Source organism: Amycolatopsis sp. NPDC004079, assembly GCF_040610415.1.
Taxonomy (GTDB): domain Bacteria; phylum Actinomycetota; class Actinomycetes; order Mycobacteriales; family Pseudonocardiaceae; genus Amycolatopsis; species Amycolatopsis halotolerans.
On sequence record NZ_JBEXMH010000046.1, the window covers coordinates 17,028 to 37,993 of the forward strand.

Consider the following 20,966-nt stretch of genomic DNA (forward strand, 5'->3'; position numbering starts at 1 on the left):
GGTTGACCCGTTTCGCCTGCGCTGGGTTGTATGCGGGGACTGACCACTCACCGAACGAAGTGGAGAGGATGCCGTGCCGACGAAGTACCGCAGCGCCGCGGAGGCCCTCGACGGGCTGCTCGAGGACGGGCTGACGATCGCGGTCGGGGGCTTCGGCCTCACCGGGAACCCGAACGACCTCATCGAGGCGGTCCGGGACTCGGGCGTGCGCGATCTGACGATCGTCTCGAACAACATGGGAGTCGACGGGGCCGGGCTCGGCATTCTGCTCGAGAACCAGCAGGTGCGGCGGGTGATCGCGTCGTACGTGGGCGAGAACAAGCTGTTCGCGCGGCAGTATCTCGACGGGACCGTCGAGGTCGAGTTCACCCCGCAGGGGACGCTCGCCGAGCGGATGCGGGCCGGCGGCGCGGGGATCCCGGCGTTCTACACCAAGTCCGGGGTCGGCACGCCGATCGCCGAGGGCAAGCCGCACGCCGAGTTCGACGGGGTCACCTACGTGCAGGAGCGCGGGATCGTCGCCGATCTTTCGCTGGTCCACGCGTATGTCGCGGACCCGGCCGGGAACCTGATCTACCGGTACGCCTCGCGCAACTTCAACCCGCTCGTCGCGACGTGCGGGAAGGTGACGATCGCCGAGGCCGAGCAGGTTTCGGACGAGTACCTCGATCCGGAGCGGATCACCACGCCGGGGATTTACGTGCAGCGGCTGATTCAGGCGACTGCGCGGGAGAAGCAGATCGAGAAGCGGACTGTGCGCGTGCGTGAGGAGGCGTCGGCGTGAGCTGGAATCGGGACGACATGGCCACGATCGGGGCCCGCGAGCTTCGGGACGGCGACTATGTGAATCTCGGGATCGGGATTCCCACGCAGGTGGCCAATCATATTCCGGACGGTGTGCAGGTTACGTTGCACAGCGAGAACGGGATTCTTGGATTGGGTCCGTTTCCTTGGGAGGGCGAGGAAGATCCGGATCTGGTGAACGCTGGGAAGCAGACTGTCACGTTGCAGCCCGGGGCCAGTTTGTTCGATTCCGCTGAGTCGTTTTCCATGATTCGCGGCGGGCATATCGACCTGGCGTTGCTCGGGGCGTTGCAGGTCGGGGCCAACGGGGATCTGGCTAACTGGACGGTGCCCGGTGCGCTGGTCAAGGGGATGGGCGGGGCGATGGATCTCGTCGCCGGGGCTCGTCGGGTGGTGATCATCACGGATCACACTGCCAAGGACGGGACGCCTAAGATCGTGGAGAAGTGCACTCTGCCGTTGACGGGGGCTGGGGTGGTGAATCGGATTATCACCAACTTGGCTGTCCTGGACGTCACTGAGGACGGGTTGAAGCTGGTGGAGCTTGCGCCTGGGGTTTCCCTTGCGGAGGTTCGGGAGAAGACCGGGGCGCCGATTGCTGAGTAGGGATTTTTCCGAAACCGTGGCCGGGCATCCCGAAGCCCGATTGTGCTGACGGAAGGCGGGGGTTTGTCAAGGCGGGAAAGATGCCTTGACAAACCCCCGCCTTCCGCAGGGAGGCTTCGTATCGGGATGCAAGGTGGGCTCTGGATGCCCTGGGTGCACCGGTGCGGCTTCAGAGAAGTACGTGAGGGGAACCCTGAGGGATTCAGAGTCCCTCAGGGTTCCCCTCACGGCTTTGGTTACCTGGCGGGGAGGATGCGGCCTCGGACTTCGCCGAAGCCCAGCTTCGCGCCGCTGCTGGCGGTGGCCGCGCCGGTGATCGCGACCTCGTCCCCGTCCTGCAGGAACGTGCGGGATTCGCCGTTGACGGTCATCGGGTCCCGGCCGCCCCACGAGAGTTCCAGGAACGAGCCCCGTTCCGCTGCTTCCGACCCGGAGATGGTGCCCGAGCCGTAGAGGTCGCCGGTGCGGGCGGAGGCTCCGTTGACGGTCAGGTGGGCCAGCATCTGGGCGGGGGACCAGTACATCTCGCGGTACGGCGGGCGGGCCACTTCCTGGCCGTTCCACTGCACCGTGAGGGTGATGTCCAGGCCCCACGGCGACGATTCCCGCAGGTAGGGCAGGGGTTCCGGCGACGTCTGGCCGGGCAGGGGCACGCGGGCCTCGGCCAGCGCGAGGATCGGGACCACCCACGGCGAGATCGACGTCGCGAAGCTCTTGCCCAGGTTCGGGCCCAGCGGGACGTACTCCCAGGCCTGGATGTCGCGGGCCGACCAGTCGTTCAGCAGGACGGCGCCGAAGACATGGCGGGGGAAGTCGTCGGGCGAGACGGGTGTGTTGGCGGGGGTGCCCGCGCCGACGATGAAGCCCAGTTCCGCCTCGATGTCCAGGCGGGTGCTCGGGCCGAAGACCGGACCGTCCTCGCCCTTGCGCTGGCCGCTCGGGCGGACCACGTCGGTGCCGGACACGTAGACCGTCCCGGAGCGGCCGTGGTAGCCGACCGGGAGGTGTTTCCAGTTGGGCAGCAACGGTTCCGCGTCCGGACGGAACAGGCGGCCGACGTTCGACGCGTGGTGTTCCGAGGCGTAGAAGTCCACGTAATCGGCGACGTCGATCGGCAGGTGCAGGGTGACGTCGCCGATCGCGTGCACGGCTTCGGCGGGCACCTCGCCGGTGACCAGCGTCTGAAGGCGCGTGCGGACCTCGGCCCAGCGGTCGTAGCCCTGCGCCATGAAGGCGTTCAGCGTCGGCTCGGCGAAGACCGCGTCGCCCAAGGCGATCGACAGGTCCAGCACGTGCTCGCCCACGCGCACGCCCACTCGGGGACTGCCGCCGCCTGCCGAGAAAACGCCGTACGGCAGGTTTTCGACGCCGAAGGGGGAGCCGGCGGGGATGTCGAGCACGGTCATGCGGTGGCTCCGATCAGGCCTAGGTCTGTCAGTTCGGTGAGCGGGTCGGTGATGCTGCAGGTGCCGAACGAGGTGAACTGCGCGCGGGCCGCGGCCAGGCGTTCCGGGGCCAGCGCGCGGATGCGGTCGGCGACCGCTGTGGCATCGCGTTCGGCAAGCAGCGCAACGACTTCCTCGTCCTCGGCACCGCGACCGACCGCTTCGGCGGCGAGCAAGAGGTTCAAGAATCCGTGCTGTTCAAAGCCGGTTGTCGGATCGGTGTTGCGGATCGCGTGGTGCAGGCCCGCGGTCGCCTTGAACGGGACGCCTGCCTCGGCGGTCGCGCGGATCGCGGCGGCGAGTTCGGCTTCGTCGGGGTAGTACTCGGCGGACGTGCCGCCGGTGCGGAACTTCGCCTTGTGCGGGGTGCCGGAAAGCGCCTGCAGCAACGGGACCCGGCGGTCGTCGCGCGGGATTTCCACGGCGATGGGAACCGGGCAACCGTCCACTGCGGACAGGAACTCGGCGACGCTCATTCCTTGCGGCACGGCGATTTCCAGCGATTCGACCGACACCGGCAGGCCGTCGACGGCCTTGAGCACGTCGGCGATCCCGCCTGGCCCGGCGGGCAGCGTCACGGTAAGCGGCAGGGTCGTCGAGCGGCCTGCGACGACTTCGGCCAGTTCCGCCAAACCGGACGCGGCGACCACCAGCGGGCCGACCATCGCGGCGTACCCGGAAGCGGTGTGCCGGTCGTGGGCGGCGACGGCGTCCGGCAGCGGTGCGAGGCCGGGCGGGAAGACGGCCGCGTCGTCGAGCAGACCCCGGGTCAGCGCGTCGGTCACGACTGCGGTCCCCGTCCTGCCCAGGTCCAGGCGTAACCGGGGTCGTCGCTCGCGTGGCCGCCCTCGCCGATCTCCAGCGGGCGGAACGTGTCGACCATGACGGCCAGCTCGTCGAAGAACTCCGCGCCGATCGAGCGTTCCACCGCCCCGGGCTGCGGGCCGTGGCTGTGCCCGCCGGGGTGCAGGCTGATCGAGCCCTGGCCGATGCCGGAACCCTTGCGCGCCTCGTAGTTCCCGCCGCAGTAGAACATCACCTCGTCGGAGTCCACATTGGAATGGTAGTACGGCACCGGGATCGACAGCGGGTGGTAATCGACCTTGCGCGGGACGAAGTTGCAGATGACGAAGTTGTTGCCCTCGAACACCTGGTGCACGGGCGGCGGCTGGTGCACGCGGCCGGTGATGGGCTCGAAGTCGGAGACGTTGAACGTGTACGGGTAGAGGCAGCCGTCCCAGCCGACCACGTCGAACGGGTGCGTCGGGTACACATAACGCGTGCCGACGACGCCGCGCGAGCCGCGGTGCTTCACCAGCACCTCGACGTCGGTGCCCTCGGCGAGCAGCGGCTCGGCCGGGCCGTGCAGGTCGCGCTCGCAGTACGGCGCGTGCTCCAGCAACTGGCCGTAGCGCGAGAGATAGCGCTTCGGTGGCGCGATGTGCGAGTTCGCCTCGATCACGTAGGCGCGCAACGGTTCCGGGCCCTTCGGCACCCAGCGGTGCGTGGTGGCGCGGGGAAGGATCACGTAGTCGCCAGCGCGGGCGGGCAGTGCGCCGAACACCGTCTCGACGACCGCTTCACCGGACTCGACGTACACGCACTCGTCGCCGATCGCGTTGCGGTACAACGGAGAAGCCTCGCCGGCGGCGACGTAGGAGATGCGCACGTCGCCGTTGCCGAGCACGAGCCGGCGGTTGCTGACGACGTCCGCGCGCTTCCAGTCCTGGCCCGGGAACAGCGTGTGCAGCTTGAGGTGCAACGGCTTGAGCGGCCGGTTCTCGGTGAGCGTCTGGTCCGGCAGTTCCCACGGCGTCGCGTCGACGATCGCGGACGGGATGCCGCGGTGATACAGCAGCGACGAGTCGGAGGAGAAGCCCTCCTCGCCCATCAGCTCCTCGGAATAGAGCCCGCCTTCGGGCGTGCGGTGCTGGGTGTGCCGCTTAGGCGGGATGCTGCCCGCGCTGCGGTAGTAGGCCATGGGTCGCCTCCTCGGCGCGAAGTAATCAAAGTATGTACTACTTTCAGGCCAGCCTAGTCCACGGACTGGCCTGGGGAAAGGGGTCAGCGGCGGGTGGCGAACCCGGCCCGGCCGGAGATGAGCTTGTCCAGCAGCAGCACCAGCACGCGCTGCTCGGCCTCGGTGAGCACCTCGACCCACCCGGCCTCGCGTTCGTTCTGCGCCTCGAACACCTCGAGCATTTCGGCGTGCCCGGCCTCGGTGAGCGACAACTGCACTGAGCGGCCGTCTGTCTCGCCCGGCGTCCGCGTCAGCAAACCCTCGCTGACCAGGGACTTCGCTAGATTCGACACCGCCGCCCGGCTCATGCCGGTGAGCCGGGCGGCAGCGGACGGTTCGAGCGGCCCGGCCAGCCACACGACGAACAGCACGCGGAACGCCGACCACGAGCGCCCGCGCGGCCGGTGCACGGCGGATTCGAGGTCGTAGGTCACCAGGTTCGACGCCCGGTTCAGCGTCAGCAGCACCTCGGTCGCCAGCTGGTGGCGGAACCCGAACTCCTGCGACAGCCTGCGGTTGGCCAGCGCGATGAACGACCAGAAGTCGAGCGAGTCCGGGTCCGGCGGCGCGGCGGAGTCCTGCATGGACAGCACGGTACCCGCGCCGCCGGGATAATCAAACTCGAAACTACTTCACTGGACGGGTCAGGCGGGCGCCCGCGTCACGTGGCACCTTCAGGAACGCCAGCATCACCGCGGCGACGATCAGGCAGCCGATCGGGAAGTACAGCCCGACCGTCACGTCGGTCTCGGTCGCCGCGAGCCCGATCGCGTACGGCCCGAAGAACCCGCCGAGTGCGGCGATCGAGTTGATCGCGGCCAGCCCGACCGCGGTGTGCTCCTTCGACAGCACCCGCGCGGCCATCGCCCAGTACGGCGCGAGGTAGCCGAGCACGCCGATCGCCGCCAGCGAGAGGCTGATCAGCGACAACGTGGGCACGGTCTTGAACTGGATCGCGCCGAAGAACCCGATCGCCGCCACCAGCACGGTGCCGATCACGTGGCCCTTGCGCTCGCCGGTGCGGTCGGAGTTGCGGGCGAGCAGCAGCATGCCGACCGCGCCGACGACGTACGGGATCGCGCCGAGCAGGCCGATGTTGGTCGAGGAGTACTTCGGGTCGAGCTGTTTCACGATCAGCGGCAGGAAGAACGTCAGCCCGTACAGGCCGCAGGCGATGAAGAGGTTGGAAATCGCCAGCAGCATGACCTTGCCGTCACGCACCGCGCGCAGCTGCCCGAGGAACGTCTCCTTCTCCTCCGGCACGTACTCGCGGTCGATCTCGGTCTGCAGCCAGGTGCGTTCCTCGGCGGTCAGGAACTTCGCGTCGGCGGGCTTGTTCGGCAGGTAGAAGAAGGTCAGCAGGCCGATCAGCACCGCGGGCGCGCCCTGCAGGATGAACACCCACTGCCAGCTGCTCATGCCGGCCCAGTGCACGTGGTCGAGGATCCAGCCGCCGAACAGGCTGCCGAGGATCAGCGCGATCGGCTGTGCGAGCGCGAGCGTCGCGATGGCCCGGCCGCGTTCCTTGCCGCGGAACCAGAAGGTCAAGTACAGCAGCAGCCCGGGGAACAGGCCCGCCTCGGCGATGCCGAGCAGGATCCGCGCGATCATCAGGTGCGTCACGCTCGCGACGAACCCGGTCAGCACGGTCACGATGCCCCAGCTGACCGCGATCCGGCTGAGCCACAGCCGGGCCCCGACCTTCTTCATGATCATGTTGCTGGGGACCTCGAACACCACGTAGGCGAGGAAGAAGATCGCCGACGCGACGCCGAAGGTCGCGGCCGTGATGGTGAGCTCTTTGGCCATGCCGAGCTGGGCGTAGCCGATGTTCGCCCGGTCCATGTAGTTGAAGATGTAGAGCAGCAGGACGATCGGCATGACGCGCACGCCGACCTTGCGGACGGTGCGTCTGGCCAGCGGGGAGTCCGCCGTGGTGGCGGCTGCGGCGGGGACGGACATGGGTTCTCCTCGACGGTGAGCAGTAAGTCTGAAGGGTCAGGCAGCGGCGGAGCGACCGGCGATGCGGCCCATGGTGACGGCGTTGGCGACCGCGTTGCCGCCGCCGACATAGCGGAAGCCGAGCACGCCCGCCCCAGCCTCGCCCGCGGCGAACAGTCCGGGCACCCGGTTCCCGCGGACATCGAGCACGGCGGCGCTGGAGTCTATCTCCAGCCCGGCGTGCGTGCAGACCAATTCGGCGGGCAGCGTGCGGGCGGCGAAGAACGGACCGGTGGCGATCTTCGCGGGCGGCTCGGTCGCGCCCTTGGCGGACAGCGTTTCGTGCCGCAGGAACTCCGGATCCTCGCCGGTGGGGAGCTGGGCGTTCCATCTGTCCACAGTGGCCCGTAGAGCTCCGGCGGGCACGTTCATCTTGCCTGCCAAGGCCTCCAGCGTGTCGGCGCGCAGGGTGCGGCCAGCGTCCGCTTCGGACAGTACGTGGTCGGCGTTCCAATGCGCGTAGCCGGGCGGGAGGTCGCGGCGCGCCCGCTCGTCGAAGACCATCCACACTGGACCGTCTTGTGCGGAAATGATGCCGCTGGACACCGCGTACGACGCGTCCTCGTCCATGAACCGGCGGCCGTGCGCGTTCACCAGCACGCGCGAGCGCGGCGGGAAACCGGACTGCCAATGGTGCAGGCGCTGGAAATACGCCGTCGGCAGCAGCAATCCCCAGCCCTCGCCGGTGATCGAAGCGGACACCTGCTCGCCGAACGCGAAGTGGTCGCCTCGGGAACCGGGCGCGGCGACGACGAACAGGTCCTCGCCCGCCGCGTCCGCGTCCGGGTAGTACCGCGAGCGCAAGGCGGGGTCCTGGGCGAACCCGCCGCTGGTCACGATCACTGAGTTCGCGCGGACCTCGATGCCGTCGGCGACCACGCCGGCGACCCGGCCGTTCTCCACGAGCAGCCGTTCGACGCGGGTGTTCAGCACCGCTTCGGCACCAGCCTTGCGGCGAGCGCGGTCGAGCACCTGGACGAGGCCGTAGCCCTGGTCCTTCGGCACGTGCCCGCGCCAGACGTCCTCGACGCCCGCGCGGGTCAGCCCCGGCGTGTGCGCGTCGTGCGACACCTTCGCCGGGATCTCCGCGCCGAGCCCGATCAGCCATTCGACTGCGGGACCGGCTTCACGGCAGAAAGTCTTGAGCAGCCCGGGTTTCAGCTGCCACTGGTTGAGGTCGAGGTAGTGCTGGAAGAACCGTTCCGGAGTGTCCTCGATGCCCAGTTCGCGCTGGACGCTCGTGCCCGCCGCGGTGAGCATGCCCGCGGACAGCTGGGTCGAGCCGCCGAGCTCCTTCTCCGACTCGAACAGCATCACCGAGGCACCGTGCTCGGCGGCGGAGACGGCGGCGGCCAGACCCGCACCGCCTCCGCCGATCACTACTACGTCAGCGTCGACGCTCATCCCAGATCACCTCCGGTTTCGGCGAGAATGCGATGGTAGAGACCGTTCGAGACAAGGCCGCCGTCCACAGTGACCTCGCTGCCGGTCAGATAGGTGGAGCGATCCGAGAGCAGGAACAGCACCGTGTCGGTGATTTCCTTGGGGTCGGCCATCCTTCCGGCGGGCACACTGTCCACAGCGGACTTGACGAACGCGTCCGCGCCCGCCAGCAGCCCGGTGCCGACCAGTCCGGGATGGACGGAGTTGACCCGGATCCGCCACTTCGCGAAATTGCCCGCAGCGGACTTCGACAGTCCGGTCAATCCCCATTTGCTCGCCGAGTAGGCGGGGGAGAAGTACCCGATCTGGCCGGAGATCGACGAGATGTTCACGATCGAACCGCCGCCCGAATCGCGCATCAGCGGTGCCGCCGCGCGCATCCCGTGGAACGGCCCGGACAGGTTCACCGCGAGCACCCGGTCCCAGACCTCGGCGGTGGTGTCCTGGAATTCCAGCCGCCGGGAGATCCCGGCGTTGTTCACGAGCCCGCCGAGCGAACCGTGCTCGGAACGGATCTTCTCGAGCACGCGAGTCCACTGTGCTGGCTCGACAACGTCCATTGTGTACGGAGTTGCCGCACCGCCCGCCGCGCGGATCTCGTCCGCGATTTCCTCCGCACCAGCGAAATCCGCGACGCAGACGTGCACGCCGCGTTCGCCGAGCGCGCGGGCGTGTTGCGCGCCCATCCCGTTCGCCGCGCCCGTCACGAGCACGACGTCCGGGTAGCGCACGGCTTCGGTGGCGTCAGACATGCCGGGAGCCGCCGTCGACCGCGAGGCTGTGCCCGGTCACGTACCGCGAGCTGTCCGAAAGCAGGAACAGCAGCACGCTGCACACCTCTTCCGGCGAGCCGATCCGGTGCAGCGGAACCGCGTCCAGCGCCTTCGCCAGCGCTGGCGCGTCGTCCTGGATCCAGCGCGTCATCTCGGTGTCGATGTAGCCCGGGGCAATGGAATTGACGCGGATGCCCTGGTCGCCGAGTTCCACCGCGAGCGATTCGGTGAGGTGCGCGACGGCCGCCTTGGAGCTGCAGTACGCCGCGCGGCCCTTGCGCACGCGGACCGCGGACACCGACGCCATGTTGACGATCGCGCTGCCCGGTTCCATCCGCGCGGCCGCCGCCTGCGCGCCGAACAGCACGCCCTCGACGTTCACCGCGAGCGTCGAGCGGATCTGCTCCGGGGTGATGTCGGGAACCTCCCCGTAGGGGAAGATCCCGGCGTTGTTGACCCAGAAGTCGATGCGGCCGAACTCGTCGATCGCGCGCTGGGCGAGCGCGACGTGGTCCTCGGCGCGGGTGACGTCCACAGCGGACGCGACGATCCGGCCCGGCTTGTCCTCAATGGACTCGGCGGCGAGCGCGGCGGTCAGCTCGTCGGCGGTGGCGGTCATCGCGGCGGTGTCGAGATCGCCGCCCACCACGTGCACCCCGCGCGTGGCGAGACCGGCGGCGAACCGCGCGCCCATTCCGCGAGCCGCGCCGGTGACCACGGCGACCTTGCCCGGCATCTCCGGGTACCGCGCGGTCGCGGGCTGGTGCAGCACCCGGCCGGGGCCGGTGGGCTCGAGAGTGGTCATCTGCGTTTTCTCCTCGTTGTTTCTCAGGGCTCGCGGTGCACGGTGCGACGGCGCACGCGCCAGCCTTCCGCGGTGCGCACGAGTTCGTCGTCCAGCACGGTGAGCCGGTGCAGTCGCGGGGATCCGCCTTCCGGCGTCCCGACGATCTGCAGATAGGCGAGCGCTCGCAAGGCATCCCCGGACTGTCCTGACCGGACCTCCACTGTGGACACCACGTGCCGCAGCCGCTCCCCGGACTCCACGCACCCGGCGTGAAAGCGTTCGGCGAACGCGGTCAATGCGGCCGTGCCGACAGCGGGTTCCGGGTAACTGGGCGAGACGAACTCCCCGTCCGGCGTGAACGTGGCGGCCCAGCGCGCGGCCTGCCCGGAGTCGATGGCGTGGCTCTGGCGGCCGTAGAGCTGATGCACCGCCACCACGTCCTCGACGGGGACTTCGCTCATGTCAGGGACCTCGATCCGCGGGGAGTTGCCTCGAGCGGCAAACGTGCTATATTCGCACGCACCGTGCGATATGTAGGAACAGTAGGTCGCCGGACAAGCTGTCGTCAAGGGAGTCGTGTGTCCGAAACGGGGACGTCGAAGACGCTGAGCCACGGGCTTCAGGTCCTGGAGCTGCTGGTGGAGCATCCACAGGGGCTCACGATGACCGAGATCGCCGAGGGGATCGGCGTGCACCGGACGGTCGCGCACCGCCTCGTGCGCACGCTGGAGGCGCACCACCTCTGCCGGCGCGACCGGTTCAAGCGGATCTCGCTCGGCACCGGCCTCGTGCGCCTGGCCGAACCGGTGGAACAGGACCTGCGCACGCTCGCGCGCCCGGTGCTGGAGGAGCTCTCGGACGCCGGTCGGGCGTCGGCGCACCTGGTCGTCCGCGAAAACGTCGAACAGGTGCGGATGCTGATGATCGTGGAACCGCGGCAGGCGCGGATGCACGTGTCGTTCCGCAGCGGCCAGCTGGACCCGATAGGCCGCGGTTCGGCCGGGCTCGCGCTGCTGTCGGCGGAGCCTCCGGTGGAGGGGGAGCGTGAGGAGATCACGCGCGCCCGGTCCCGGGGTTATGCGGTGTCGGTGGGGGAGATCGCGCCGGGGATCACGGGGATTTCGGCGGTGGTGCCGACTGGTCGTGACGCGCCGGGTACGAGTATCGGGCTGTCGCTGTTCGAAGCTCCGGACCCGGACGAGCTGGGCCGCTTGGTGGTGGCCTCAGCACAGCGCCTGGGCTCGCTGTTGAAATAGCTACCGGCCGACGAGCCCAGCCTCGTGCGCCAGCAACCCGGCCTGGGTCCGGTTCGTGCAGTCGAGCTTCACCAGCATCCGCGACACATAGCTCTTCACCGTCGCCTCCGCCAGATGCAGCCGACCGGCGATGTCCGCATTGGACAGTCCTTCTCCCAAGCAGGCCAGCACATCCCGCTCGCGCTCAGTCAACCCGGCGGTCCGGCGGCGGGCCTCGTCGTCGCGGCGGTGGCCGTCCGACGACAGCGCCACCAACCGGCGCGCGGCCGAGGGCGAAAGCACGGTGTGCCCGTCCGCGGCGACCCGGACCAGGCCGATCAGGTCCTCCGGCGGCGTCGATTTCACCAGGAACCCGGCCGCGCCCGCGCGGAGGGCGCGGATGACGTAGGTGTCCGCGTCGAACGTCGTCAGCGCGACGACCGCGGGCGGCTCCGGCAGCGCGCAGATCCGCTCGATGGCGGCCAGCCCGTCGACGCCGGGCATCCGCAGGTCCATCAGCACCACCGACGGCCGGTGCCGGACCACTTCCTCGACCGCCTCGGCGCCGTCCCGCGCCTGTGCGACTACCTCGATGTCGCCGGCCGAACCGAGGATCGTGCGCAGGTGCGCGCACACCATCGGCTCGTCGTCGGCCACCACGACCGTGATCACCGGGCAGCACCTTCCGTGGTCGGGACGTAGGCGGGAAGTATCGCACCGATCCGGAACCCGCCGCCGGGCACGGCGCCCGCCTCGAAGGTCCCGCCGACCAGTTCGACCCGCTGCCGCAACCCGCTCAGCCCCGCGCCGGAGCCACTGCGCGCGAGCGTCGCGTCCGGCGGCTTGGCTGAGCGGGTGTTGGCGACGGCCACGTCCAGTCCACCCGGGTGATAGCGCAGCGAAACCGTCGCCGAGCAGCCCGGCGCGTGCTTGCGGATGTTGGTGAGCGCCTCCTGCACCACGCGATACGCGGTGCGTGCCACGGTCGGCGACACCGAAGTCCGGTCGCCGGTCACGGAAAGCTCGGTCGCGATGCCGACCGCGACCGATTCGGCGACCAGGTCCGCCACCTCGCCGGGAAGCGGCGGATTCGGCACCGGCGGTTCGATCCCGGTGCCGTTGCGCAGCACGCCGACCAGGTCCCGCAGCTCGTCCAGGGCATGCGCGCCCTCGCGCCGGATGTCCTCGGCAGCCGACTTCACCGACGGATCCGGCGACGTCACGCCGAGCGCGCCCGCGTGCAGCACCATCAGGCTCAGCCGATGGGTCACCACGTCGTGCATCTCGCTCGCCAGCCGCCGCCGCTCCGCCGCCAGCGCGTGTTCGGCGAGCAGATGCTGTTCGCGTTCCGCGCGTTCGGCCCGGTCCCGCAACGAACTCAGCAGCTGCCGGCGCGCCTCGAAGTACAGCGAGACAGCCACCGGAAGCGCGGTGCTCAGCAAGCCGAACGGCGTCGTGTTCCAGGCCGGGTTCCACGGCCGCGTCGCCAGCAGCGCCAGGAATCCGGCGATCCACAACAGCCGCCGCCGATCCAGCTGCCGGACGAGCTGCGCCAGCACGATCGGCGTGATCGTGGGAACGGTCATCAGCGTCGGCTGGCGCGTGGGCACGAGCAGGCCGGGGGAGAAGAGGTCGGACGCCAGCATCGCCAGCGAGGCCACGATCAGCAGCCCGGCCACCGCGTTCGGGAAGCGCGCCAGGAGAAGCAGGGACGCGTCGCAGACGAGTTCCAAGACGAGCGTCGCGTATGGCCCCAGGAAACCGGTGGTGGGTCCGGAGGCGAGAAAGAGCCCGAAGTCGAGGCAGGCGAACGCCAGCGCGGCACCGCCCAGCCAGAGCCAGTCGGTCGACCGCGGCCAGGAACGGCACGTGCTGGTCACCCGGTCACGGTATCCGTTCGCCGACCGGGCCGCGCCGGATCCGCACCGCCCGGGTGGGCGGCTACCGCCGAAAGTTGCGGCTCGGGCGGAAGTGATCCACTTTCGTCGCTGCGAGTCGCTACCGAGCACGCTTACCCCGCACCCGCCCGGCGCGGTGGACTCGACGCCATGACGAGCGAAGGAATCCCGCGGTTCGCCCGGCTGCCGGTGCTGGCGGTCGCGGCGGCCGCCGTCGCGCTGCTGGTGGCGACGAGCACCCGGTACGCGCACGGGTTCGACGAGCTGTACTTCCTCGTGGCTGGTCGAGATCACCTGGCCTGGGGGTATTTCGACCAGCCGCCGCTCGTCCCGCTGCTGGCCGGAGCCCTCGACCAGTGGTTCCCCGGTTCGCTGGTCGCGTTGCGCTTGCCGATGGCGCTCGCGGCCGGCGCCGGGGTCGTGGTGACCGCGTTGACCGCCCGCGAACTCGGCGGCGGGCGCGGGGCGCAAGTGATGGCTGCGGGGGCGTACGCGACGTCGGGGCTGATCATCATCAGCCACTGGGTCGCCACCTACGTGCTGGATCCGTTCTTCTGGACGCTCGTGGTGTTCCTGCTCGTGCGCTGGACCCGGACCCGGCGCGACGGCCTGCTCGTGTGGGCCGGAGCGGTCACCGCGGTGTCGCTGCAGACGAAGTTCCTGATTCCCGCGTTGTGGGGCGCGGTGCTGGTGTCCGCGCTCGTGCTGGGACCGCGAAAGCTGTTTTCCCGGCCGAAACTGTGGCTGGGCGCGCTGATCGCCGTCGTGGCGACCCTGCCGACGTTCTTCTGGCAAGCGACGCACGGCTGGGCTTACACCCAGATGGGCGAAGTCGTCGCGGCCGAATTCCCCGGCTACCTCGCCTTCGCACGCGACGGGGTGCTCGGTGCCGGAATGGGAATCGGCGTGCTGGCGCTGCTGTACGGAATGTGGCGGCTGTTCCGTTCGCCGGACCTGATGCCGTACCGATACCTCGCTGTGGCGTTGCTGCTGGTCGTGGCGGTGATCATCGCGACGCACGGCCGCTCGTACTATCTGATGAGCCTGTATTCGCTGCCGTTCGCCGCCGCGGCGACGGAGCTTTCGCGGCGAAATCTGGTGCGGTGGTGGAAGATTCCCGTCGGAATCGCGTTCGTGCTTTCGGCGGCGGTCACCGTGGCCGGGCTTCCGGTGTGGCCGGCGTCGATGAAAGCGACGTCGTTCGGCCCGATTTCGCTCGGCACCGTCTTCGCGGCAGGGGAGACCGCACAACAGCAGGTGGCGGATGGCGTCGGGCAGACCTATCGGTCGCTGCCCGATTCCGTACGGCGAGAAACCGCGGTATACGGGGAAATCTACCCGTTCGCCGCGGCCGTGGAGTACTACGGCCCGCGGTACGGGATCAACAATGTCTACAGCGGACACCGAGGATACTGGTACTTCGACCGGCCGCCGGATTCCGCGAAGAACGTGCTTTTCGCGGGCTTCGACCCGGCGTTGCTGAGACCGTACTTCTCTTCGGTGACTGAAGTGGTGCCCGGACTGATGTGGCTGTACACCGGGCGGAAGCAATCCTGGGAAACGATCTGGCCAGAGGTGAAGAAACAATGAGCGATTCCTTGCCCGCGCGAGCGTATTTTCTCGCCTGCGACCCGGAAGGCGGCCCGGTCTCCCGCCGCTCCAACGCGGCCCTGCTGGTCCGCGCCGCCGCGGTGACCGACCTGGTGCTGCGCGGCAACCTCCGCGACCAGCGCGGCCACGCCGAACCGACCGGTGCCGCCCCCACCGGCGACCTCCTTCTCGACGACCTGCTCGCCGATGTCCGCGCGCACCGCCCCGGATCGTGGCGCGCGTTGCTGCGGCGCGGAAAGAACGACACGCTGCAGTCGCTGGAAACGCAGCTCTCCGCGGCGGGTTTGCTCGAAGAGGGAACCAGCTCGGTCTTGCACCGCAAGGTCTTGGTCCCTTCCGACCCGACGCGAGTACGCGACGCGCATGCGCGGCTCGACCACGCCCTGACCTCCCCACTGTCCGAAGTGGACGCTCCAACCGCGGCGCTGGCCGCCCTGGCCGCTGCCTCCGGAGCCGGGATGTCCCGATCGGACGCGCGGCACCACGCCGATCGGCTGGCGGAGCTGGAGAAGCTCGCCGGACCAGCGGTGCCAGCGCTGCGCAAGGCAGTGGCGGGCCGACGGGCGGCGCGGATCGCCGCGTTCTCCGGCGGTTCCGGAGGCTGAACTGGGACTGTCGGTCAGCCGAGGGGGCTGACCGACGGTTCGGCCGCCGCCGAAGCGTCGAGGTCGTACCGTTGCGGACATGACCTCCTTCGCCGCGTTGCACGTCCCCGGCCGTCCGCTGCTTCTGCCGAACGTCTGGGAGTTCGGTTTCGCCGCTGCCCTCGCCGACGCGGGCCACCCGGCCGTCGGCACCACCAGCCTCGGCGTCTCGGCCGCGGCCGGGCTCGCCGACGGCGCCCCGGAATCCCGCGCCGCGACCGTCGCACTGGCGAAATCGCTGGCACCACTGGACATTCTGGTCAGCGTCGACCTCGCCGACGGCTTCAGCACTGACCCCGCCGAAGCAGCGGACCTCGTCGCGGAACTCGCGGACGCCGGGGTGGTCGGCGTCAACCTGGAAGACGGCCGAGCCGACACCCTCGCCCCGATCGTCGTTCAGGCCGCGCTGCTGGCCAAGGTGCGCGAACGAGTCCCGGGAATGTTCCTCAACGCCCGCACCGACACGCATTGGCTCGGCACCGGCCCGGTCGCGGACGCCATCACCCGGGCCTGCGCGTACGCTGACGCTGGCGCCGACTGCGTCTTCGTCCCCGGCCTGCACGATGCCGCGGACGTGACCGAACTGGTCGAAGCGGTCGAAGTCCCGGTGAACCTGCTGTACCTGCCCGGGAAAGCCACTTTCTCGGAATTGGCTTCGTTAGGCGTGGCGAGGGTCAGCCTCGGCTCAACGCCTTACCGCGTAGCACTTTCCGCCGCACTGGCCACAGTGGACTCCGTACGGGAAGAGACGGAACTGCCGATGAATCCGCCGTCGTACGGTGATATCACGGCGCTGCTCCCGTAATCTTCACGACATGATCTTCGGAGGAAACACCGACTTCGCCGTCCCCGCCGGATACCTCAACACGCCCAGCATCGGAATCCCGCCCACGCCCGTCGCCGAAGCGGTCGACGCCGCGGTCGCCCGGTGGCGCACCGGGCAGAACACCCCGTCGGACTTCGACGAGGCGGTGTCCCGTTCCCGCAACGGGTTCGCGCGGCTCGCGGGCGTTCCGGCGGATCGGGTGGCGATCGGCGCGTCGGTGTCGCAGCTGGTGGCGAACGTCGCCGGCGGGCTGGCTCCGGACGCCCGCGTTCTGGTGGCGGAGAACGAATTCACCAGCGTCACGTTCCCGTTCGCGCAGCGGGCGACCGTCACCGAGGCGCCGCTCGCCAAGCTGGCGCAGCACGTCGAAGGCCACGACCTCGTCGCGGTCAGCCTCGCGCAGTCCGCCGACGGCGCGCTCCTCGACACCGCCGCGCTGCGGGCCGCCGCCGAAGCCGCGGACGTGCCCGTTCTGATCGACGTCACGCAAGCCGCCGGCTGGCTCCCGCTGGACGTCGCGTGGGCGGACTGGATCGTCTGCGCGGGCTACAAATGGCTGTTCTCGCCGCGCGGCTGCGCCTGGCTCGCGGTGCACCCGCGGGCGCACGAGCGGACCCGTCCGGTCGCCGCGAACTGGTACGCCGGCGACGATCCGTGGTCCTCGGTATACGGAATGCCACTGCGCCTGGCCGGAAACGCCCGCGGGTTCGACCTTTCGCCGGTATGGCTGTCGCACGTAGGCGCAGCGGAATCGTTCGACTACTTCGCGTCACTGGACCTCGCCGCGGTGCGCGAACACAACACCGGTCTGGCCGATTCCCTGCGCGCCGCAGCGGGTCTGGAGCCGCAGGGGAGCGCGATCGTGGCGCTGGAAGCCGATCCGGCGCGGCTCGCCGAAGCCGGGGTCGTCGCGAGCGTCCGCAACGGGCGGGTACGGGTCGGTTTCCACCTCTACAACGGCCCTGACGACGTCGAACGCGTTCTGGGCGCCCTGGGCTGAGCGTCTGGGCTCACCGCCGGGGAAGCGGTGAACTACGGTGGTCGCGTGTCGCACCCGCAGTTCACCCCCGGTACCCCCGGCCTTTCGGACACGGCCCCGATCCCGGCCGTGCCCGCGCAACCGGGCCCGCCGCCGTCCGGCCCGCCGCGCAACAACCGCACCCTGCTGCTGCGCGGCGCCGGACTCGTGGCGATCGCCGTCGTGGCCGGACTCGTCTGGTACCTGATCCGGCACGAAAGCACGCCGTACACGCCCGTCGCCGAACCCCCGGCGACCACGACGAAGCCCGCGTTCGACTACAAGCTGGCCGAAGGCCCGGTCAAGGCCACCGACTGCGCCGCCAACGCCTACACGGACGCCAAGAAGTTCTTCCAGGACAACCCGTGCAAGTCCCTGGCGCGGGCGCTGTACACGGTGCAGTCCGGCGACGCGAAGGCGCTGGTCTCGGTCGTGCTGGTGACGATGCCCGACGCGGCGAAGGCGACCGAGTTGAAGCAGCTCACCGACCGGGACGGCACGGGCAACGTGAGCGACCTGGTCCGCGACGGCACCTTCCACGACACCGACGCCCCGAAGCTGAGCGGCGACCAGGCCGCGTACGAGTCGAAGGCCAGCGGCGTCGAGGTGACGATCGTGCTCACCGACTTCTACTACGGCCACCACGACAAGCAGCTGCTGACCCGGATCGCGAAGAACGCGGTGAAGCTGTCCGGGAAGCTCCGCTGAGCGGTCCCGGACGACGTGACCGCGGGCTTTGAGCGCTTGTGCCGGTCAGAACCGGCACAAGCGCTCACGACGTCCGCCCGGCCTGCGCGCTTTTTTTAGGAAGGCTGCCCAGGCAACGCCACGGCAGCGGGCTTCTGACCCGCTTCCTGCCGCCAAGGCATCCCGCGCCGCGAAGCAGCCACCAGCGCCTGCAACGCCATCCCGCGCAACCCCGCGTCATCGGTATGCGTAAGCACGGCAAGCCAAGCCGCCGCCGTGTCCGCCTCCGCGCTCGCCACGAGCGCAGCAGCCGAAGCAGTGTCCGTAACCGGCTTAGGCGGCACGTACGCGGCTTCAGGCGCAACCGGCGTAGCCGAAGCCGAAGTGATCATCTGCGTCACCACGTCGCGCCGCGCGGTGTGTTCCGCGCGCCCAGCCTTCACCGCGTCCCCGAAATCGCCCGGCAGGAACGCCGTCACCAGCCCGTACACCCACAGCGACGCGTGCTCGGCCGCCAGCGCCTTCTGCAGCGGATCCACCGCTTCCTTCGGCACCGACGACGGCGCGGCCGCGGCCTTGGCGTCGGCCCCCGGCCCGAGTTCCGGCGCGATCCGCTGCAGCCCGGCGCATCCGGCGGCCACCGACGCGACGAGCCCGGCCCGGTACGCGGGCAGTGCCGCCACCAGGTCCTCGGCCTGCTTGCGCGCGGCGGCGAGCCGGTCCTTGAACCCGCCCAGATCCGCGGGCGCGGGCGGGACGTTCGCCGCCTTCTTGGGCCGGTTCAGCCGGTCCGCCTCGGCCTTCAGCGCGGCCGCCTGCGCGGCTCTGGCGTCGGCCACCTGGCCGGCCGCGTCGCCGCCGGACGGCAGCTTCCTTGCCGCGGCGGCGTCCGCCTCGGCCATCGCCAGCAGCGGGGCCAGCGGATCGGGGGCGTCGTCGTAGCCGCCCGAGCAGGCGGCGAGCGGCACAGCCGCGGCGACAGTGGCGCTCAGTGCGCCCAGACGCAGCACGGCGCGCCGGGAGAGGTCTGCGGTCACGTCGGCCCATCCTGCCAGGCCGCCCGGGTGCGCCGCCGCTCGCGCGTCTTCGCGGGGGCGCAGGATAAGCTTGACCTTCACCGACCACAGCCGTGACCAGCCCGCGTCACGACGGCCGAACAGGAGTGCTCCACGTGCCCAACGAACTCGCCAGCCGGCTGGAGCCGATCGTGGCCGAAGCCGTCACGACCGCGGGCTTCGACCTCGACTCGCTCGAGGTGCAGCAAGCCGGACGGCGACAGCTGGTGAAGGTGGTCGTCGACTCCGACGACGGCGTCGGGCTGGACGAGGTCGCCGAGGTCAGCCGCACCGTCTCGGCCGCGCTCGACGAGAACGAGCACGTGCTGGCGAGCGCCTACACGCTCGAGGTCACCTCGCCCGGCCTCGACCGGCCGCTCACCGAGCGGCGGCACTGGCGGCGCGCCCGGTTCCGCCTCGTCAAGATCACGCCCGTCGAGGGCGCGGCCTACCTCGCCCGCGTCGGGCACGCCGGCGAGAAGAGCGTGCGCGCGCTCGTGGACGGCCGGATCAAGGACGTGCACTACCAATCCGTCGCGAAGGCAGTGGTGGAAGTCGAGTTCAAGCAACCGCCCGCCGAAGACCTCAAAGCCCTGACCGAAGACGGCCCTGCCGAAAACGAGAAGAAGGAGGAGTCGAAGTGAACGTGGACATCGCCGCGCTGCGGGCGATCGAACGGGACAAGGACATCCCCTTCGACACGGTCATCGAGGCCATCGAGACCGCATTGCTCACCGCGTACAAGCACACCGAGGGCCACCAGTCGCACGCCCGCATCGACATCGACCGCAAGACCGGCCTCGTCCGCGTCCTCGCGCACACCCTCACCTCCGAGGGCGAGGTCGACGAGGAGTGGGACGACACCCCCGAGGGCTTCGGCCGGATCGCCGCGACCACCGCGCGCCAGGTCATCCTGCAGCGGCTGCGCGACGCCGAGCACGAGAAGACCTACGGCGAGTTCTCCGCCAAGGAGGGCGAGATCGTGGCCGGCGTGGTGCAGCGCGACGCGCGCGCCAACGCCCGCGGCATGGTCGTGATCCAGGTCGGCGACACCGAGGGCGTGCTGCCGCAGGCCGAACAGGTCGCGGGGGAGTCCTACGAGCACGGCACCCGGATCAAGGCGTTCGTGTTCGGCGTGTCGCGCAGCAACCGCGGCCCGCAGATCATGCTGTCGCGCTCGCACCCGAACCTGGTGCGCAAGCTGTTCGCGCTGGAGGTCCCGGAGATCGCCGACGGCACCGTCGAGATCGCCGCGGTCGCCCGCGAACCGGGACACCGGTCGAAGATCGCCGTGCGCTCCACCATCCCCGGTGTGAACGCCAAGGGCGCCTGCATCGGCCCGATGGGCGCGCGCGTGCGCAACGTGATGAGCGAGCTCGCCGGCGAGAAGATCGACATCATCGACTGGTCCGACGACCCGGCCAAGTTCGTCGGGAATGCATTGTCGCCCGCGAAGGTTGTCTCGGTACGTGTCGTGGACGAGCGGGCCAAGACGGCGAGGGTCGTCGTGCCGGACTTCCAGCTGTCGCTCGCGATCGGCAAGGAAGGCCAGAACGCCCGGCTGGCGGCCCGGCTCACCGGCTGGCGGATCGACATCCGGAGCGACGCGGCGCCCGCCGAACCGGCCGGTCCGGCGGAGGGTGAGCAAGACCACGCCGGCCAGGCGCGGCCCGCCGCGGCAACCGGTTCGGCCGACTGAAGGTGCAGGCGCTAGACTCGACAACGGTTCAAGACCCGCGAAGGGCTACTGGGGACACCCCCGACCTCCAGCGTCACCGGCAGTCGCCGGTGCGCACGTGTGTCGGCTGCCGGAAACGGGACTTGACCGGTGAACTGCTGCGCGTGGTCGCGGCGGACGGGCGGCTGGTCGTCGACGAACGTCGGCGGCTGCCGGGCCGGGGAGCGTGGCTGCACCCCGGAACGGACTGCCTGGCCAAAGCCGAGCGGAAGCGGGCGTTCCCCCGGGCTCTTCGAGTCCAGGGCGCGCTCGAGGCCGAAGGGCTGCACGACCACGCGGCGTTCGCCGCGGACGACGACTCCGGGACCAACCCGGGATCGCGAGAAACAAGGAAGCAGGTCGACCCGTCATGAGTCAGCCGTGAAGCTGAAGCCA

23 protein-coding genes are annotated in these 20,966 nt (G+C 69.9%); 11 read left to right on the forward strand and 12 right to left on the reverse strand.

The window, feature by feature from the left end:
- Positions 1-73 precede the first annotated feature (73 nt).
- Both ABZX37_RS34515 and ABZX37_RS34520 read left to right on the forward strand, forming a co-directional pair.
- Positions 74-784 carry a CoA transferase subunit A gene (locus ABZX37_RS34515; RefSeq protein ID WP_354746764.1) on the forward strand — a complete coding sequence of 237 codons (711 nt, stop codon included), beginning with the start codon at positions 74-76 and terminating at the stop codon, positions 782-784.
- Positions 781-1,410, forward strand: coding sequence for a CoA transferase subunit B (locus tag ABZX37_RS34520; protein ID WP_354746766.1), 630 nt, complete (start codon positions 781-783; stop codon positions 1,408-1,410). The genes ABZX37_RS34515 and ABZX37_RS34520 overlap by 4 nt, the downstream gene beginning before the upstream one ends.
- A gap of 236 nt (positions 1,411-1,646) precedes the next feature.
- Here the strand turns inward: ABZX37_RS34520 and fahA are convergent, their stop codons facing one another.
- The 9 genes from fahA to ABZX37_RS34565 form a co-directional block, all read right to left on the reverse strand.
- Positions 1,647-2,816 (reverse strand): fumarylacetoacetase, encoded by a 1,170-nt coding sequence (gene fahA, locus ABZX37_RS34525; protein WP_354746768.1) that lies wholly within the window; start codon positions 2,814-2,816, stop codon positions 1,647-1,649.
- Positions 2,813-3,670 (reverse strand): hypothetical protein, encoded by an 858-nt coding sequence (locus ABZX37_RS34530; RefSeq protein WP_354746869.1) that lies wholly within the window; start codon positions 3,668-3,670, stop codon positions 2,813-2,815. The genes fahA and ABZX37_RS34530 overlap by 4 nt, the downstream gene beginning before the upstream one ends.
- The gene (locus ABZX37_RS34535; RefSeq protein WP_354746770.1) at positions 3,637-4,836 is read right to left on the reverse strand and encodes a cupin domain-containing protein; all 1,200 of its coding nucleotides are present in this window, start codon (positions 4,834-4,836) and stop codon (positions 3,637-3,639) included. Before ABZX37_RS34535 ends, ABZX37_RS34530 begins: the two co-directional genes overlap by 34 nt.
- A gap of 83 nt (positions 4,837-4,919) precedes the next feature.
- Complete coding sequence (locus ABZX37_RS34540; protein WP_354746772.1) at positions 4,920-5,459, reverse strand: MarR family transcriptional regulator; 540 nt, start codon at positions 5,457-5,459, stop codon at positions 4,920-4,922.
- 43 nt (positions 5,460-5,502) lie between these two features.
- On the reverse strand, positions 5,503-6,837 hold the full coding sequence (locus ABZX37_RS34545; RefSeq protein ID WP_354746774.1) for an MFS transporter: 1,335 nt from the start codon (positions 6,835-6,837) through the stop codon (positions 5,503-5,505).
- Between the two features lie 36 nt (positions 6,838-6,873).
- The gene (locus ABZX37_RS34550; RefSeq protein WP_354746776.1) at positions 6,874-8,280 is read right to left on the reverse strand and encodes an FAD-dependent oxidoreductase; all 1,407 of its coding nucleotides are present in this window, start codon (positions 8,278-8,280) and stop codon (positions 6,874-6,876) included.
- Positions 8,277-9,071, reverse strand: coding sequence for an SDR family NAD(P)-dependent oxidoreductase (locus tag ABZX37_RS34555; protein ID WP_354746778.1), 795 nt, complete (start codon positions 9,069-9,071; stop codon positions 8,277-8,279). The genes ABZX37_RS34550 and ABZX37_RS34555 overlap by 4 nt, the downstream gene beginning before the upstream one ends.
- A complete protein-coding gene (locus ABZX37_RS34560) occupies positions 9,064-9,897 on the reverse strand; it encodes an SDR family oxidoreductase (RefSeq protein ID WP_354746780.1) in 834 nt (277 codons plus the stop codon). Before ABZX37_RS34560 ends, ABZX37_RS34555 begins: the two co-directional genes overlap by 8 nt.
- A 23-nt stretch (positions 9,898-9,920) precedes the next feature.
- Positions 9,921-10,340, reverse strand: coding sequence for a nuclear transport factor 2 family protein (locus ABZX37_RS34565; RefSeq protein WP_354746782.1), 420 nt, complete (start codon positions 10,338-10,340; stop codon positions 9,921-9,923).
- A 117-nt stretch (positions 10,341-10,457) separates the two neighbouring features.
- On the opposite strand from ABZX37_RS34565, the gene ABZX37_RS34570 reads away from it, so the two are divergent.
- Positions 10,458-11,135 (forward strand): helix-turn-helix domain-containing protein, encoded by a 678-nt coding sequence (locus tag ABZX37_RS34570; RefSeq protein WP_354746784.1) that lies wholly within the window; start codon positions 10,458-10,460, stop codon positions 11,133-11,135.
- On the opposite strand, the gene ABZX37_RS34575 is transcribed toward ABZX37_RS34570, so the two are convergent.
- Entirely contained in the window at positions 11,136-11,786 is a 651-nt protein-coding gene (locus ABZX37_RS34575) for a response regulator transcription factor (RefSeq protein WP_354746786.1), read from the reverse strand.
- Positions 11,783-12,994, reverse strand: coding sequence for a histidine kinase (locus ABZX37_RS34580; protein ID WP_354746787.1), 1,212 nt, complete (start codon positions 12,992-12,994; stop codon positions 11,783-11,785). Before ABZX37_RS34580 ends, ABZX37_RS34575 begins: the two co-directional genes overlap by 4 nt.
- 168 nt (positions 12,995-13,162) lie before the next feature.
- Here ABZX37_RS34580 and ABZX37_RS34585 point away from each other — a divergent pair, with 168 nt between their 5' ends.
- The 5 genes from ABZX37_RS34585 to ABZX37_RS34605 all read left to right on the forward strand — a co-directional run bounded on the left by ABZX37_RS34585 (position 13,163) and on the right by ABZX37_RS34605 (position 17,819).
- Positions 13,163-14,602 (forward strand): glycosyltransferase family 39 protein, encoded by a 1,440-nt coding sequence (locus tag ABZX37_RS34585; protein WP_354746789.1) that lies wholly within the window; start codon positions 13,163-13,165, stop codon positions 14,600-14,602.
- A complete protein-coding gene (locus ABZX37_RS34590; protein ID WP_354746791.1) occupies positions 14,599-15,228 on the forward strand; it encodes a GPP34 family phosphoprotein in 630 nt (209 codons plus the stop codon). The genes ABZX37_RS34585 and ABZX37_RS34590 overlap by 4 nt, the downstream gene beginning before the upstream one ends.
- Before the next feature lie 79 nt (positions 15,229-15,307).
- Complete coding sequence (locus ABZX37_RS34595; RefSeq protein WP_354746793.1) at positions 15,308-16,072, forward strand: isocitrate lyase/phosphoenolpyruvate mutase family protein; 765 nt, start codon at positions 15,308-15,310, stop codon at positions 16,070-16,072.
- A gap of 10 nt (positions 16,073-16,082) precedes the next feature.
- Positions 16,083-17,093, forward strand: a complete 1,011-nt coding sequence (locus ABZX37_RS34600) for an aminotransferase class V-fold PLP-dependent enzyme (protein WP_354746795.1) — start codon at positions 16,083-16,085, stop codon at positions 17,091-17,093.
- A gap of 45 nt (positions 17,094-17,138) precedes the next feature.
- The gene (locus ABZX37_RS34605; protein ID WP_354746797.1) at positions 17,139-17,819 is read left to right on the forward strand and encodes a hypothetical protein; all 681 of its coding nucleotides are present in this window, start codon (positions 17,139-17,141) and stop codon (positions 17,817-17,819) included.
- A 95-nt stretch (positions 17,820-17,914) separates the two neighbouring features.
- On the opposite strand, the gene ABZX37_RS34610 is transcribed toward ABZX37_RS34605, so the two are convergent.
- Complete coding sequence (locus tag ABZX37_RS34610; RefSeq protein WP_354746871.1) at positions 17,915-18,808, reverse strand: ferritin-like domain-containing protein; 894 nt, start codon at positions 18,806-18,808, stop codon at positions 17,915-17,917.
- 161 nt (positions 18,809-18,969) lie between these two features.
- On the opposite strand from ABZX37_RS34610, the gene rimP reads away from it, so the two are divergent.
- The 3 genes from rimP (at position 18,970) to ABZX37_RS34625 (ending at position 20,944) form a co-directional block, all read left to right on the forward strand.
- Positions 18,970-19,497 (forward strand): ribosome maturation factor RimP, encoded by a 528-nt coding sequence (gene rimP, locus ABZX37_RS34615; protein WP_354746798.1) that lies wholly within the window; start codon positions 18,970-18,972, stop codon positions 19,495-19,497.
- Positions 19,494-20,552, forward strand: a complete 1,059-nt coding sequence (nusA, locus tag ABZX37_RS34620; protein ID WP_344284628.1) for a transcription termination factor NusA — start codon at positions 19,494-19,496, stop codon at positions 20,550-20,552. Before rimP ends, nusA begins: the two co-directional genes overlap by 4 nt.
- A gap of 89 nt (positions 20,553-20,641) precedes the next feature.
- Positions 20,642-20,944 carry a YlxR family protein gene (locus ABZX37_RS34625; protein ID WP_354746799.1) on the forward strand — a complete coding sequence of 101 codons (303 nt, stop codon included), beginning with the start codon at positions 20,642-20,644 and terminating at the stop codon, positions 20,942-20,944.
- Positions 20,945-20,966: the final 22 nt, after the last annotated feature.